Genomic DNA, 14,570 nt, shown 5'->3' with positions numbered 1-14,570 from the left:
TCTGCGCTAACCTCCGCGCACCTCCGCGTTTAAAAACCTCTCTCAAACCTCATACAAAACCAAACTCAAAGGCTGCAAAACAACCTCCTCCCCAACAGACAAAACCTCAGCCGCCTCAGAACCAGAGTCCAACAACTTCCGCGCCTCCTGCTGAACAGGTAAACTCACCCCCACAGCCGCAGAATTAAAACTCATCGCCAATATCACCTGACTCGACTCACACCAACGCCGTACCACAACAACCTTCTTCTCCTCATCACTAGTAGCCTCAATACTGTCGCGTTCAAAATTCAACAACGCCGGATGAGTCTTGCGTAAATGTATTAACTGACGATACCAGTTCCACAATTCCTGATGCTGTCCTTGGTGACGCAATTCCCAGTTCAGCTTACACCGCAAAAACGTCTCCGCCGCTTCAGGATCTGGTGGATCTTCCGCATAGTGAAACGGCTCAAACTCTTCCTTACGCCCAGCACGTACCGCCTGAATCAAATCACGGTCTGAATGACTAACAAAATATATAAAAGGTGCAGTTTCGCCATATTCTTCACCCATAAACAACAACGGTAAGTAAGGCGATAACAAAACAGCACCAGCCGCTAATTTCAACCCTGCAAAGGAAATTCGCTCGCCTAAGCGTTCCCCCTTCATCTGATTACCAATTTGGTCGTGATTTTGGATACATACCGAGAACTGAGACAAGGGGCGATCGCGGCAAGAGATGCCATGAAATCGGTTACGATGGGGAGCATACCGCCAATCATAAACAAAAGTATCTTGGTAAGCCTTAGCTAAATCCGCACAATTACCGAAATCTTGATAATAACCCAAGCGATCGCCTGTTAATAGTGCGTGTAATGCGTGGTGAAAATCATCACTCCACTGTGCATCAATTCCATAACCACCCAATTCTGGCGGACGCACAATTTGGGGGTTATTCATGTCACTTTCCGCGATTAAATGGCGTTTCCATGTCCCACCTTGCGAGAATTTATGCACATTTTCCGCTAATTCCCATAAGAAATGCTTTGCACCTAAATCATAAATTGCTTGCACCGCATCCAGCCGCAACGCATCTATATGAAACTCTCCCAACCAATAAAGCGCATTTTCAATAAAATAATTCCTCACACCTTGACTATAAGCATCATCGAAATTCATCGCGTTGCCCCAAGGTGTTTTATATCTTCTAGTAAAATAGGGTGCAAACTGACCCATATAATTTCCTTCCGGGCCAAAGTGGTTATAAACCACATCCAGCACTACAGCAATCCCATTTTCATGGCAAGCATTGACAAATTGCTTTAAATCTGCTGGGCTGCCGTAAGAATTTTGCACTGCATAAAGGTAAACGCCATCATATCCCCAGTTGCGATAAGCTAAATCAGGCTGGATATGATCATCGCCAGGAAATTGAGCGATCGGCATAATTTCAATCGCGTTAATTCCTAACTCCCTCAATTCTGGTAAACGGGGAATGATAGCCGTAAAAGTGCCTTCTGGTGAAAATGTTCCTACATGGAGTTCATAAAAAATCATCGACTCCAAAGAAATACCAGTCCATTGTGTATCAGTCCAATCAAATTGATGATCCACAACTTGAGAAGGCCCATGTACACCTTCTGGTTGAAACTGGGAAGCGGGATCAGCAAAGGCTTCATAGTCATTTAATTGATATTTATACAGCGTACCAGGATATACATCATTTACCTTTACTTGCCAATATCCCTCTGTCAGAGGTTTAAGCGGAATTATCTGCTTCTCTGGCTTGAGAATTTGCACTGCCAAGCTGTTTAATGTGGGAGACCACACAGTAAACTCACACTCTCCGTTACCTAAATAATGAGCGCCAATTCTCACGTATTATCCTCCTGTTAAATAATTTCTTTATAAAAGTCGCTAAATATAAATGTCATCAATTACACACATTTCAACAATGCTCCAGATAGAATCATGGTGGTTATCACAGATAATTTACTAGCGCCAAAAGACATATTTATTAATAGCTAGAAGTAGTATTAATAGTTAGATTTATATCCTCATATCTGTCCATAAGTGAAGAATATCGCTTCACCACATATCCTCACTCCCTTACTCCCTTTTATCTTTGCACTCATTTTGAATACAACTTACCTGAAGATAGATGTACTAGAAAAAAAATTAACTAGATAATGCTTATTGTTTAGAGAAATACGGCAAGACAGATTTTGTTCTTCCGTCTATACATAGTTGATATTGCATAAAAATTGCGTTTTATTATGGTACAAACACCGCCATCACTATTTTCCGAAGAACAATACAAAGTTGACAATGCTAATGCAGAGGTACAAGCGTTAGTAGAAACCCCCTCAACCGAAACAGAAATAGACTTAGAATTTCTCTATACCAGAGATATAGAATTTCGCCAAGAAACAATTTATTTTCTTGTCGTAGACCGCTTTTTTGATGGCGATCGCGAAAATAGCGAAGGCCATAATCCCGAACTTTATGACCCCAAAGGGGAAGATTGGGGTAAGTATTGGGGTGGAGACTTACAAGGAATCATTGAGAAATTAGACTATTTAAAAGATATGGGAGTTACGGCCCTTTGGCTAACTCCTTTGTTTGAACAGGTTGAGGAATTATTTGTTGGTAATGCCGCTATGCACGGCTACTGGACAAAGGATTTTAAGCGGCTAAATCCTCGCTACATTGGTAAGGATGAAGACCCTTCTTTAAACAACACTCAAGAAACAAGAAATACAACATTTGACCGCTTAATTGAAGAATTACATAAGCGGAATATGAAGTTAATTCTGGATATTGTTTGTAACCATAGCAGTCCTGATACCAGTGGTAGCAAAGGCGAATTGTATGATGATGGCGTAAAGATTGCTGACTTTAATGATGATGTCAATCATTGGTATCACCATTATGGTGAAGTGCAAAATTGGGAAGATGATTGGCAAGTGCAGAACTGTGAACTTTCCGGCCTAGCAACTTTTAATGAAAATAATAGTGAATACCGGGAATATATCAAGTCTGCAATTAAGCAATGGCTAGACCGGGGTGTGGATGCACTGCGGGTAGATACAGTCAAACATATGCCGATTTGGTTCTGGCAAGAGTTTACTGGAGACATGTATAATCACAAACCAGATGTGTTTATATTTGGTGAATGGATTTACAGCCATCCTAGTGATGATCGCTCTGTAGAATTTGCCAACAATTCCGGTATGACAATGCTGGATTTTGGTTTGTGCGTAGCCATTCGCGGCGCACTCGCCCAAGGTGCAGAAGGAGGATTCCATCTCATCCAAGAAATATTTGATCAAGATAATCGATACAGTGGGGCTACAGAGTTAATTACCTTCATCGATAACCATGATATGCCCCGCTTCCAATCGCTCAACCCTGATCCTGAGATGTTGAAGGTAGCGATCGCCCTCATTATGACATCACGCGGTATCCCCTGTATCTATTACGGCACAGAACAATATCTGCACAACGATACTGACGGCGGTAACGACCCCTACAACCGTCCCATGATGGAAAATTGGGATAAAGATAGTGAGGTTTACCGCTCTATCAGATTACTATCTGGTGTGCGACGCTTAAACCCGGCTGTCTCTATGGGTAGCCAGTGGCAAAAATACCTCACACCTGATGTTTACTGTTACGTCCGGCGTTATCGTTCCTCTGTGTGCTTTGTCGCCCTCAACCGGGGTGAAGATGTTACTATCCCAGAAGTACAAACAGACTTACCAGATGGCGAACATACCTGTGTACTCACTCGCAATAAGTTTGAGGTCGTAGACGGTAAGATTTACAATTTAGAACTGCCAGAACGGGGAGCAGTTATTATCAGCCATGTAGGCGAACGGGTAAAAGCACAAACCATCGTCCGCGCCCAACTCAATGGCGTACATACTCAACCGGGTGAAACCATCGTTGTTGTTGGTAACTGTCCAGAGTTGGGTAACTGGGATATCAGCAAAGCTTATCCCTTGGAGTACATCAACTCTAATACTTGGTTTGGTGAGATTCCTTTCAATGAAAGCGCAGGTAAACTGATTAGCTATAAATATGCCCTATGGCGTGAAGGACAATCTCCTCTGCGGGAAAATGTGATGACTCGTCGTTGGGTAGTGGCGAAAGAAGGCACAGTTAAATGGCGCGATACTTGGGCAACGGGGAGAGAATCTTAGCCAATATTAGAACTTAGGCATGAAGGTGTAGGTGTTTAAAATCCTTAGCCCCCTACACCTATTCTTAACAGACAATCTTGGTGCGTAAGTCCTGAATTTTTTTGACTTACTTACTTCGTAAAAAACCCATTAAGTTTTTGAGAAACGATTGAGTAACAGTTGGCTTTTGCGAAAACTCTGGCACTATATTTGCTACTTTTTCTGGCAGACTAGATTTTTCCACGGTGAATGTAGAGGAAGTCTCAAGTATAAATTGCTCCTCTATCAAACCGACCACGATTAATCGAAAGGCAATTTGCTGCACAGTTTCTACAGGTACTCTCAAGTGATTGGCAATGTTTTTTAGCGAAATATGACCATTGACAAATTCCCACACTTGCCATTCCTGAGCATCAAGTTTTATCTGGGGTTGTTGAGCAATCAAGCTTGACAAACTGGAAGTAGGATCTGGTAGTTTGTCTGCTAAAGCACTCCAGTTTCGCAGCGATCGCAAACCCATTAGTATGACTTCAGTTCCACTCATACTCAGTCCAGTCATCTCTGCTGAAGGTAACGTTAGTGTTGCATTAAATTTGAATACAGCGTTTTTGATTTCAAATAAGGGGCATATTTGGCGCAGTATTTGGCTATTAAATAATTGTTTCAATTGTTCAGGTTGTAGCAATCCTTGAGTCTTGAGGCACAGCCCTAACGGTGTGTTTAGAGAATTAGGAGAAATTTGCACCACCCTAGAGATAACGCGCTCGCTTATCCACCCCCGTTGAGCAATCATTAAAGTCAAGCCTTTATTATCTAGGCGATCGGCAGCAGCCACCACACGACCTTGATGTAGCCAGATGTAATAAGTTTGTGTTTCACTATTTTTATCTTCTTCAAGATGAAACTTGATGTAAAGTAACCCTGTCTTTTGTCCTTGTTCTAAAAATTGCAGTAATTCAGGTAAAGAAAAATCTTCAAAACTACCAGTAATAGACATAATTCCCCTTTCTTGTAGTTAGTATAACTGTTACACTGAGTGAGATATCGTTTTAACTGAGAATTTATTTAAATATTTATTCTTCTATTTTTGATCAAAACTGAAGCTGATAAGTGATTACCTTACAAGTAAACAAATTCATGTTAAATCACTATTTAATAAATAAAAATAATCTTCATTTAATTAACCTAAATTAAACAATACAGTGGATTAATATTTAATCCTTAATTTTCAAAATACTTTATTTCCAAGCTACATTTCAGATGCACAATTTAGCATCAATTGCTGTACGAGTAGAATCACTGCCTCAGCTACAGATTCTCTTTGCGTTGCGTTTACCCTAATAATAGGAGGTCGGCTACTCTCATTTGTATAGCCAAGGGCAATAAACACATCTTCTTCAGACCAAGCTCCAGGACAGTCAGTATGAGTTATACCAATAATCATAGGAATCTGTACTCGCTGTTTCATAAAGCTGAGAATTTTACGTGCTTGACGAAATTCTCCAGGTCTATGCGCCGCTATCAATAAGATGTAAGCATGAGCCTTGCGAATCAAAATGTCCCACATGAAATCAAAACGAGATTGACCGGGTGTCCCATAAAGGTGCAGTGCCATATCATCTCCAAATTGCAGCCTACCAAAGTCTAACGCAACAGTAGTTTTAGTCTTAAGTAATGCTGTTTCGTCAGTTGCACGGGTATCCGTGTCTACAACTTCAATTTCACTTATAGAACGGATAAAAGTGGATTTGCCAGCGCCTACAGTTCCCGTTACAATCAAGCGCATATTTTCCATATTTTTTGCTATTCAGAGAATAAAACCGACTATGGATATTAAAATTTTAATTTTATCTAATAGTTTTTAAGTAGTAATTTAAAGTTGTGTTGTAGAAGAAAGTTTCTTTCACAACAATTTAAATTACTACTTTTGGTATTGAATTTTATTCAACAGCTAATTATGCTAAAACTAATTTCAATTCTGACAGCATACGCTTGATTTCTAGCATTAATAGCCCCTGTTTAGCCGCCTCACTAGCTAAGACGAGTAAAACCGCATCTTGACCGCAGCCAGTCAAAATACCATAACCCTTATTACCTTCAACATAGAGACGGTTAATATTGCCTCTAGATAATTCAATACCAATGCGCTCACCTAAAGAAAGCATGGAAGCCGACATTGCTGATACCCGTTCGTCATCCATACCACCAGGTAATACTGTCGCCAAAGGTAGACCATCAGGTGTGACAAGCGCTGCTCCTTGAACATCAGTTGTAGCAGTAACAAAGTTTTGCAAAATACTGCTAATTTTTTCTGTATTAATTGCCATTTAAGTATTCTCTTTCAATCTAGTTTAATTACTTTGAAATTTGGTGTTGAGACAATCTCAACTAAAAAGCCGTATTCTATTGACTGACAAATATCTTCTACAAAGGAGTAAACTCAAATACGTCGTGAGATCCTCCACGAAGAACTGATTCGGTTTGTACACCCTTAAGTCGTTTTCCGAGGACATACTCCAAAGCACCCCACACCGCACCTAATGTAAAGGTACATTTACGTTCTGAATTTGGTGCTTCACCCGCAGAACAAACTGTTTCTGAGGTGTAAACTTTCACAGTCTCGCCATCAATAGAAATTTTGTCAATGAGGCATAATCTTGTACCTTCTTTACCTACAGCTTGACCCAATTTATGGGCAATATCTTCTAAGGAATCTGTCGTTATCGTCAAACCTAAATCTTCAGCTATTTTTTTACCTCGCGCACGACCGGCTGAGGTTAAGGCAATGGCTGTTGCTTTTTCTCCCAAAGCTTCTTCCATTCCTACAATTGCTGCCTTAAAACAAACAACACTACTAAAATCGCCCAGTTCTTGTCGCAGTAAATTTGGCATATATTTTCCTAGATAAACTATAGTGAACAACCGTTACAAAATAGTGCAACTATCTGCAACTTATTGTTCTCATTCAGTTTCCTGATCAATTCGATTATGTTTAGGAAAATATTAAGATTCAACCGCGTAATTACGGTATGTTGAAAATGTAATAAAGCTTAACTAAAAGTTATTTCGTAAGTAAAATATCAAAGATAATCAATTATTACTGGTCATGACTTTTGGCGAATTAACCTTGACTTCCTCTAATTATAAAAACCCTTATCAGCAAATAAATTTACTTTAATTTACAAATTAAATATTGTCGTTCTTGCAAATATAAATTTAATTGTAACAACTTAAAATCAGTGGTTTTTGCTATTAAAATTGAGGAATTTCCCTAGATTTCCGTTTATTTTCTGAGGTTTATAGCTAAGGTTAAAATGCTAAGATGCCTCAAGAGGCAAAATAGTTTTTGATTCGGTATATCTCAACATCTGCTTTGAGAAAAGTTAAGTAGTTTTAAATCAATCTTTGGAATCCCCCGCTATATCAGGTACTCCTGATTAGCAGTGGGAAGATGTCAAGCTAACCAAAACACTTGATTATGTCTTGCTCACTAGATTTGAGAGAATTGGTGTTAACCAATATAAAATTCAGAAACAAGAGAATAGGTTTTTGTCAATAGTCACTATCTTAAGTTTTGTAAAGGAAAGCTACCAAATAAACATAGTGAACTAAATCAAAACAACTTATAACTGACCACTGACGCAGGAAAAGCGAAAAAAATGGGGAAGATTGGTTTATCTCCCCCATTTTGATTATTCTTTTTGTTGTCTTGCTGGTTAGCTTCTTTGAGCTTTTGGCGCAGCATTTGTCTTTGCTTTTTAAGTTGTCTTTTTCTTGCAGAGCCGCCTCTGCCTTTGTCGTTTCTCCCTTCTCGGCGGGGAGATTCCCATCTTTTTAATCGCATCTTTTTTTCTAGTAAACAGTGGGCAGGAGGAGAATCGAACTCCTATGACCGCAAGGTCGCCACATTTTGAGTGTGGTGCGTCTACCAGTTTCGCCACCCGCCCTTGGGCAACTTCACTATTATAGTATAGGCATTTAGTTTATTGCAAGGAGTTTGGGGAAATTTGTCATTAGTCTATAGTCAACAGTCCATAATTATTCTCCCTCATCCCCCTTACTGAAAATGAAGAAAACTAGAATCAACATCCGCTAGTTTAGAACAGCCCATGAGAGCCATTGCCACATTTAACTCTTTTTGTAGTAAAGAGATGACATGAGATACACCAGCTTGTCCGCCTACTGCTAACCCCCATAAAATTGGTCTGCCGATTAATACAGCTTGAGCGCCTATAGCTAAAGCTTTGAGAATATCTGTACCCCGACGAATACCGCCATCTACTAACACCTCTGCTCTACCATTGACGGCTGGGATTATTTCTCTTAAAGCATCTAATGAGGCGATCGCACTATCTAATTGTCTGCCACCATGATTAGACACTACAATTGCTTTGGCTCCATACTCTACAGCCCTGATTGCATCATCACCGCGTAAAATACCTTTGACTACTAACGGTAGCCCAGATAGAGATTGCAACCATTCCAAATCGCGCCAAGTTAAAGCCGGGTCTAGTTGTTGAGCAAAATAAGTAAATAATCCCGATTCGCCTTGCTCATAGGGAATTTCTAACCCGGATATATTAACTAAATTAGCTAAATGCAGCCCAGAAGGTAAGGTAAATTGATTGTGGCGATCGCGTTCTCTTTGTCCCAATACAGGAGCATCTACAGTCAAGCATAAAGCTTTATAACCTGCTGCATAAGCCTTTTCTACTAAAGCGCGAGTTAAACCTCGGTCTTTATGGATGTAAAGTTGAAACCATTGCAAGGGATTGTCAAATTTACTACCCACCTCTGCCACATCTTCTAAACTTTTGGTAGACAAGGTACTCAAAACCATACCTACCCCAGCCGATGCAGCCGCCATTGCTGTGGCTAGTTCTCCTTCTGGATGCGCCAAACATTGAAACGCCATCGGTGCAATGAGTAGAGGTAATTGCAAAGGCTGTCCTAAAACACAGGTAGAGAGGTTAATGTGGCTGACATCAACTAGCATCCGTGGACGCAGTTTGACTCGCTCAAAAGCTGCACGGTTATCTCTTAGCGTAGTTTCATCCCCAGCCCCACTAATGTAGTAGTCAAAAGCCATCTGAGATAGATGGTTTTTTGCTAACTGCTCATATTCAAATAGGTTGATGGGACTGGATATAGCTGTCATGGCAGTGATTATGATCCAACCAAGTTATCATAAATCGCTTTGGGAGGCGATGATAATTCACCCTAGATATTTCTTTAAAAGCACAAAAGCAAATTTTTTCTCTTAACTCTTGACTTCGCAGCTTTATATTGTGAAACTAATATTTAGATAAACTAAATAAAAGGAGTGCATCTAACTTGTGGCTATACTTACAAGCACAACGGAGCATTCGGAACCGCCTACAAGCAACCCTAAACCCGTCATTTTAGAAACCCAAGGACTTACCCGCCGCTTTGGTAAGGTAACGGCTGTAAATGATTTAAGTATCTCTGTTCAACAGGGTGAAGTATTTGGTCTGCTTGGCCCCAATGGAGCAGGTAAAAGTACGGTAATTAAAATGCTGACAACCTTGCTACCTGTGAGTGCAGGAAAGGCAACTTTAGCTGGGTATGATGTCACTCATCAAGCGACACCAGTGAGACGGATACTAGGATATGTACCCCAGGCGCTTTCGGCTGATGGTAGCTTAACTGGGTACGAAAACTTATTAATTTTTGCCAAGCTGTACGAGATTTCCCGAAGAGGACGCGATCGCCGGATTCGTGAGATTCTAGAGTTCATGGGTTTACAGGATGCAGCTCATCGTTTAGTGCTGACATACTCTGGCGGGATGATTCGCAAATTGGAAATTGCTCAATCGATTTTGCATCAACCCAAAATTTTATTTCTTGATGAGCCAACTGTAGGACTAGATCCCATTGCGCGGACTCAAGTATGGAATCTGGTGAAGCAAATCTGTGTTGAACACGACACAACTATATTTTTAACAACTCACTTTTTAGAAGAAGCCGATAGTCTATGTAACCGGGTAACAATTATGCAGCAGGGTACTGTTGTTACCACTGGAACGCCAAGTGACCTAAAAGCTTCCCTGAATAAGCCCAACGCCACCTTAGATGATGTGTTTATTCACTACACAGGTAATCAATTAACATCAGGAGTGAACTACCGTGACACAGCCAGAACCAGACGTGATGCTCAGAGGTTGGGTTGAGCAACCACAACGCCGTCGGAATTTGACCTCTGCAATTAAAGAGTTGATTACTAAATCTTTGATCATTGCTGAAATGGAAGTGCGTAAACTACGTCACGACCCCACAGATTTAGTAGTTAGGTCAGTACAGCCATCATTATGGTTGTTGATTTTTGGACAAGTTTTCGGACGTATTCGGGAAATTCCTACAGGAAACTTAGCCTATTTGGAATTTATGTCGGCGGGGATTTTGGCACAGAGTGTCTTAAATGTAGCCATTTTTACTGGAGGAATGGCGCTCATTTGGGAAAGAGATTTAGGAATTGTCCACAAATTTCTCGCTAGTCCTACACCGCGTATAGCAATGGTTTTAGGCAAGTCAATAGCTTGTGGAGTCAGGTGCTTATCACAGGCGTTTGTGATTTATGTACTGGCATTTCTATTAGGCGTGCAATTAAATTTTCACCCCTTGGCGATGTTGGGAGTGTTATTGCTGGTGTTTATGGGTGCTGCTTGCTTTTGTACTTTTTCCTTAATTATCGGCTGTCTAGCCAAAACTAGAGAGCGGATGACGGGAATCGGGCAATTGTTAACTATGCCATTATTTTTCGCCAGTAATGCCATTTATCCAGTTTCCATCATGCCTGACTGGTTAAAGTTTATTTCTCATATCAATCCCTTAACTTATCAAGTCGATGCTTTGCGTGGCACGATGTTACTGCATGGTTCAAGCGTGTATGGCTTTGGTCTGGATTGTACAATTCTCTTAGTAACATTAATTGTTTTAACGCTCATCTGTGGCAAACTTTATCCACGGGTAGCAATGTAACTAGGAGAATCACGATACTCATGAAGCTCGATAAACCCTCTCAAGATGGTGCAACTTCCGTAGAATGTGCCGCTAAAGTCATGGAAACTGTACCGTTAGTGATGCGGTTTATCCGAGCCGAGATGCGAGCGCACAAAGCCGCTTTTTTATCGATACCACAATTGCGATCGCTGGGATTTCTCAATCGTAACCCAGGAGCTTCATTATCTGACCTAGCCGACCATTTGGGTGTTACCTCCGCCACCGCCTCTGCCACCATCGAAAGGCTAGTACAACGGGATTTAGTCCAACGTATTCACCATCCCCAAGAGCGCAGACGGATTGTTTTGACGCTCACTGAGGAGGGGAAATCTGTCCTGCAACAATCCTTAGACCAAACACGCGCCCAAATCGCTGACTTATTAGAAGGTTTAACAGCCGAGGAAATATCCCACGTTGAAAAAGGATTGGCTTTACTCAAAAATGTCTTTGATCAAACCGAACCGCAACCCCCAAAACGCTGAGACTAATCAACACGACCCCTTTGCAGCTTTGAGGTTTCGAGATTATCGCCTATTTACTTTAGGGCGTGTCCTACTGTCTATAGGCTCACAAATGCAGACAGTAGCCATTGGCTGGGAACTCTACGAACGCACGAACTCAGCAATGGCGCTGGGTGGTGTAGGGTTAGCCCAAGTTATTCCCATTATTGCCCTCACTTTAATTTCTGGGGATATAGCCGATCGCCGTTCACGCAAACTGACTATATTATTGTCAGTGATGTTATTAACTCTCTGCTCCTTGGCTTTGGCTGTGCTTTCCTATACTAAAGGAGCAGTATTTTTAATCTACGGCTGCTTGGTATTAATTGGCATTGGTAGAGCATTTATGAAACCTGCCAGTGATGCGATTATGTGGCAGTTAATACCAGTGAATGCCTTTACTAACGCCGCCACTTGGAATAGTAGTAGCTTTCAGTTAGCATCCGTGGCTGGCCCAGCTTTGGGTGGCTTGGGGATTGCCGTATTTGGTAGTGCCACAGGAGTATATATATTAGCTGCGATCGCTGCCTTGATGTGCTTTATCTTTATGGCAGTCATCAAAGAGAAAAAAGTTGAGCGTGCCACAGAACCCATTTCCTTACAAGCACTAGCAGCCGGAGCCAAATTCATCTGGGATAATCAGTTAATTTTCGCCGCAATTACCCTAGATATGTTTGCTGTTCTGTTGGGAGGTGCGGTTGCACTATTACCAGTCTTTGCCAAAGATATCTTGCAGGTGGGGCCAGTGGAATTAGGATACCTCAGAGCAGCGCCTTCCATCGGCGCTTTTATTATGGCAGTCACATTAGCTTATTTACCACCCTTACGCAAAGCAGGCCCGGCTTTGTTGTGGTCTGTGGTTGGCTTTGGTGTCGTAACAATTATCTTTGGACTTTCGCGGTGGTTTTGGCTATCGCTAATCATGCTGACCCTGAGTGGCGCACTAGACAGTATTAGCGTTGTCATTCGTCACACATTAGTACAAATTAGAACCCCTGATACTTTACGTGGTCGAGTGGCAGCCGTCAATAGTGTATTTATCAGTGCTTCTAATGAGTTAGGGGGGTTTGAGTCTGGTTTAACAGCCGCTTTATTCGGCCCTGTACTTTCTGTTGTCGGTGGCGGTATCGGCACGATCTTAGTTGTAATTGCCACCGCTACCATCTGGCCGGAAATTGCAAAGTTAGGTTCTCTGCAAGAAAATGAATAGGAATTTTATGAGGGCTTATAGATCCTCGACTTCTTTAAGAAGTCGGGGATCTGAATACTCGCAACCTATCAAAGTTTTCTCATGAGATGCAATTTATATATTGTTGTAGATATGTTGTAGGCAATGTTTCTACACAATTATTTGTTGCGGTTTCTCAGTGAATTAGTATTAGATAATTTTCTGTCTCTTTAACTTACTAACTTCGTTAATTACACCATTAATTCCTTCATTGCCGTAAATTATAAACAAACGTTCGGCGGATAGGTAACTGAGGACAGGGTTACGAAATTGCTTAATGTAAGTGGTTGTGTTTGTAGGATTATAACCAAATACTGGGGCAACTTGTTGTAGCAGTTCTTGGTCGATAGTGATAGCCGGAATCGATAGTACAAAATCGGCATCAGAAAGGTTATGTAGGGCGTATTCAGCTAATAAGTTTGTTTGAGTTTTTGTAATATCGAAGCTCTTAAGCTGGCGTACAGGAGGTAAGCGTAAACGATTCTGATTGTCTATAGATAAATACCCTTGAGCTACTGGATCAATTTGAGCTAAGATTGCGGCTGTACGTAACCAGTTGACTACTTTATACTCGTTACCAAGAGTAGGAGCAGAGTGGGCGCTAGCTTGAGTAATCACAAATTCAGGGGATAAACGCCGCTTCATAGATTCTGCTAAACCAATGATGTGATGACCACCTGTTCTAGAATCACCTGATGCACCGTAATTATCTGTTGTGCCATTACCACCAAAATTTAGTTCCTTGAACTCGTTTCCTGAAGCATCCCACTGAAAGACAATTGGTTTAGCCCAGTCATGCCATATGGGAGCAGCAAGTAGTAAATCATCACTGATAAATATGTCTGATTTCAATTTGCTGTAGGGATTAATAACTGGTAAACCCCTGGCGCTAGTTTGACCATAGATTAGTCGATAGTTATTGCCAAAGCTCAGGCTACTTAGGGTATTAAATGCTTCATGTACTGGTAGTCCGCCGGGATAAGAATGATGACTATTATTACCGCTTCCAGGTGCGGAGAAAAATGGTTGGGGAAGTTGAGGACAAGAGCTACCATCGTTAAGTACTGGTGGGAAGACTCCAGCTATCAGTCCGCCAGGGAAGGTACTATCATCGGCGGTATTTATTAGCCCTGCATTTAACAATTGTTGTAATATTCCACGCTTTTGGCTATCAGTTAAATTAGCTCTATGAGTAATACAAGTTTTAGGATTATCAATAGCATCCTTTGTTGCTGTCCTGAGATTGATGTCTTGAATTTGTTCAGTCTGTTTGACTAAAAAATTTTTGGCTGACTGCACTAATGGAGATTTTTGAGCAATTTTAATTGCGTCGTTATTACCTGCTCCTGGTGCAATTTGGTTTGAGTTATTAACAATATCATTTGCGACTAACGTGTATTGCTTCTGTTGTGCTTGTAAGGGTGTAACTAATAAAAGTAGGCTTAAGCATAACCCTACTAATAATGGGAAACGAAAGATTTTCATATAACCTTGATGTGACATATACTTGTGGGCATGGCACAGCATCTTATAACGTCAAGGTTAAGCTTGTTATAAGGAGGTCGTTATTAATATTTAAGATTGGGATCAGGTAGTTCAGATAAAGTTAAAGCCTTGAAAATGTCCTAACTTATATCACTGTTGTTCTACTTTCCG

13 protein-coding genes and 1 tRNA gene are annotated in these 14,570 nt (G+C 41.1%); 5 read left to right on the top strand and 9 right to left on the bottom strand.

Going from position 1 to position 14,570, the window contains the following annotated elements; all coding sequences use genetic code 11:
- Nucleotides 1–42 precede the first annotated feature (42 nt).
- Nucleotides 43–1,860 carry a malto-oligosyltrehalose trehalohydrolase gene (gene treZ, locus NSMS1_RS15535; RefSeq protein WP_224085424.1) on the bottom strand — a complete coding sequence of 606 codons (1,818 nt, stop codon included), beginning with the start codon at nt 1,858–1,860 and terminating at the stop codon, nt 43–45.
- 398 nt (nt 1,861–2,258) lie between these two features.
- On the opposite strand from treZ, the gene NSMS1_RS15530 reads away from it, so the two are divergent.
- Nucleotides 2,259–4,187: an alpha-amylase family glycosyl hydrolase gene (locus NSMS1_RS15530; RefSeq protein WP_224085423.1), complete on the top strand. Its 1,929-nt coding sequence runs from the start codon at nt 2,259–2,261 to the stop codon at nt 4,185–4,187.
- A gap of 106 nt (nt 4,188–4,293) precedes the next feature.
- Here NSMS1_RS15530 and NSMS1_RS15525 read toward each other — a convergent pair whose 3' ends face one another.
- From NSMS1_RS15525 to NSMS1_RS15495, 7 genes are all read right to left on the bottom strand, one after another.
- A complete protein-coding gene (locus NSMS1_RS15525; RefSeq protein ID WP_224085422.1) occupies nt 4,294–5,163 on the bottom strand; it encodes a DUF4388 domain-containing protein in 870 nt (289 codons plus the stop codon).
- A 252-nt stretch (nt 5,164–5,415) separates the two neighbouring features.
- Complete coding sequence (locus tag NSMS1_RS15520; protein WP_224085421.1) at nt 5,416–5,961, bottom strand: GTP-binding protein; 546 nt, start codon at nt 5,959–5,961, stop codon at nt 5,416–5,418.
- Nucleotides 5,962–6,121: 160 nt separating this feature from the next.
- The gene (locus tag NSMS1_RS15515) at nt 6,122–6,493 is read right to left on the bottom strand and encodes a roadblock/LC7 domain-containing protein (protein WP_224085420.1); all 372 of its coding nucleotides are present in this window, start codon (nt 6,491–6,493) and stop codon (nt 6,122–6,124) included.
- A 97-nt stretch (nt 6,494–6,590) separates the two neighbouring features.
- Complete coding sequence (locus NSMS1_RS15510) at nt 6,591–7,058, bottom strand: hydrocarbon-binding protein (RefSeq protein ID WP_224085418.1); 468 nt, start codon at nt 7,056–7,058, stop codon at nt 6,591–6,593.
- A gap of 721 nt (nt 7,059–7,779) precedes the next feature.
- A complete protein-coding gene (locus NSMS1_RS15505) occupies nt 7,780–8,010 on the bottom strand; it encodes a hypothetical protein (RefSeq protein ID WP_224085416.1) in 231 nt (76 codons plus the stop codon).
- 19 nt (nt 8,011–8,029) lie between these two features.
- Nucleotides 8,030–8,113 (bottom strand) — tRNA-Leu (locus tag NSMS1_RS15500).
- A 110-nt stretch (nt 8,114–8,223) separates the two neighbouring features.
- Nucleotides 8,224–9,324, bottom strand: coding sequence for an alpha-hydroxy acid oxidase (locus NSMS1_RS15495; protein WP_224085414.1), 1,101 nt, complete (start codon nt 9,322–9,324; stop codon nt 8,224–8,226).
- A 184-nt stretch (nt 9,325–9,508) separates the two neighbouring features.
- Between NSMS1_RS15495 and NSMS1_RS15490 the strand changes: the two genes are divergently transcribed.
- The 4 genes from NSMS1_RS15490 to NSMS1_RS15475 are packed head-to-tail and all read left to right on the top strand — an operon-like array spanning nt 9,509 to nt 12,896.
- Nucleotides 9,509–10,357: an ABC transporter ATP-binding protein gene (locus tag NSMS1_RS15490; RefSeq protein WP_411908687.1), complete on the top strand. Its 849-nt coding sequence runs from the start codon at nt 9,509–9,511 to the stop codon at nt 10,355–10,357.
- Entirely contained in the window at nt 10,314–11,165 is an 852-nt protein-coding gene (locus NSMS1_RS15485) for an ABC transporter permease (protein ID WP_224085410.1), read from the top strand. The genes NSMS1_RS15490 and NSMS1_RS15485 overlap by 44 nt, the downstream gene beginning before the upstream one ends.
- 20 nt (nt 11,166–11,185) lie before the next feature.
- Nucleotides 11,186–11,668 carry a MarR family winged helix-turn-helix transcriptional regulator gene (locus NSMS1_RS15480; protein ID WP_224085409.1) on the top strand — a complete coding sequence of 161 codons (483 nt, stop codon included), beginning with the start codon at nt 11,186–11,188 and terminating at the stop codon, nt 11,666–11,668.
- The gene (locus tag NSMS1_RS15475; protein ID WP_224085407.1) at nt 11,628–12,896 is read left to right on the top strand and encodes an MFS transporter; all 1,269 of its coding nucleotides are present in this window, start codon (nt 11,628–11,630) and stop codon (nt 12,894–12,896) included. Before NSMS1_RS15480 ends, NSMS1_RS15475 begins: the two co-directional genes overlap by 41 nt.
- A 168-nt stretch (nt 12,897–13,064) precedes the next feature.
- On the opposite strand, the gene NSMS1_RS15470 is transcribed toward NSMS1_RS15475, so the two are convergent.
- Complete coding sequence (locus NSMS1_RS15470; RefSeq protein WP_224085406.1) at nt 13,065–14,399, bottom strand: hypothetical protein; 1,335 nt, start codon at nt 14,397–14,399, stop codon at nt 13,065–13,067.
- Nucleotides 14,400–14,570: the final 171 nt, after the last annotated feature.

Origin of the sequence: Nostoc sp. MS1, from assembly GCF_019976755.1 — a bacterium.
Taxonomy (GTDB): domain Bacteria; phylum Cyanobacteriota; class Cyanobacteriia; order Cyanobacteriales; family Nostocaceae; genus Trichormus.
The sequence above is the reverse complement of the archived record's forward strand: the minus strand, read 5'-3'. Positions and strand labels throughout refer to the sequence as shown.

Coding starts and splice junctions, on each gene's coding strand:
- NSMS1_RS15530 (WP_224085423.1), top strand. CDS start 2,259: ATGGTACAAACACCGCCATCACTATTTTCCGAAGAACAATACAAAGTT.
- NSMS1_RS15520 (WP_224085421.1), bottom strand. CDS start 5,961: ATGGAAAATATGCGCTTGATTGTAACGGGAACTGTAGGCGCTGGCAAA.
- NSMS1_RS15480 (WP_224085409.1), top strand. CDS start 11,186: ATGAAGCTCGATAAACCCTCTCAAGATGGTGCAACTTCCGTAGAATGT.
- NSMS1_RS15510 (WP_224085418.1), bottom strand. CDS start 7,058: ATGCCAAATTTACTGCGACAAGAACTGGGCGATTTTAGTAGTGTTGTT.
- NSMS1_RS15505 (WP_224085416.1), bottom strand. CDS start 8,010: ATGCGATTAAAAAGATGGGAATCTCCCCGCCGAGAAGGGAGAAACGAC.
- NSMS1_RS15515 (WP_224085420.1), bottom strand. CDS start 6,493: ATGGCAATTAATACAGAAAAAATTAGCAGTATTTTGCAAAACTTTGTT.
- NSMS1_RS15525 (WP_224085422.1), bottom strand. CDS start 5,163: ATGTCTATTACTGGTAGTTTTGAAGATTTTTCTTTACCTGAATTACTG.
- NSMS1_RS15470 (WP_224085406.1), bottom strand. CDS start 14,399: ATGAAAATCTTTCGTTTCCCATTATTAGTAGGGTTATGCTTAAGCCTA.
- NSMS1_RS15495 (WP_224085414.1), bottom strand. CDS start 9,324: ATGACAGCTATATCCAGTCCCATCAACCTATTTGAATATGAGCAGTTA.
- NSMS1_RS15475 (WP_224085407.1), top strand. CDS start 11,628: ATGTCTTTGATCAAACCGAACCGCAACCCCCAAAACGCTGAGACTAAT.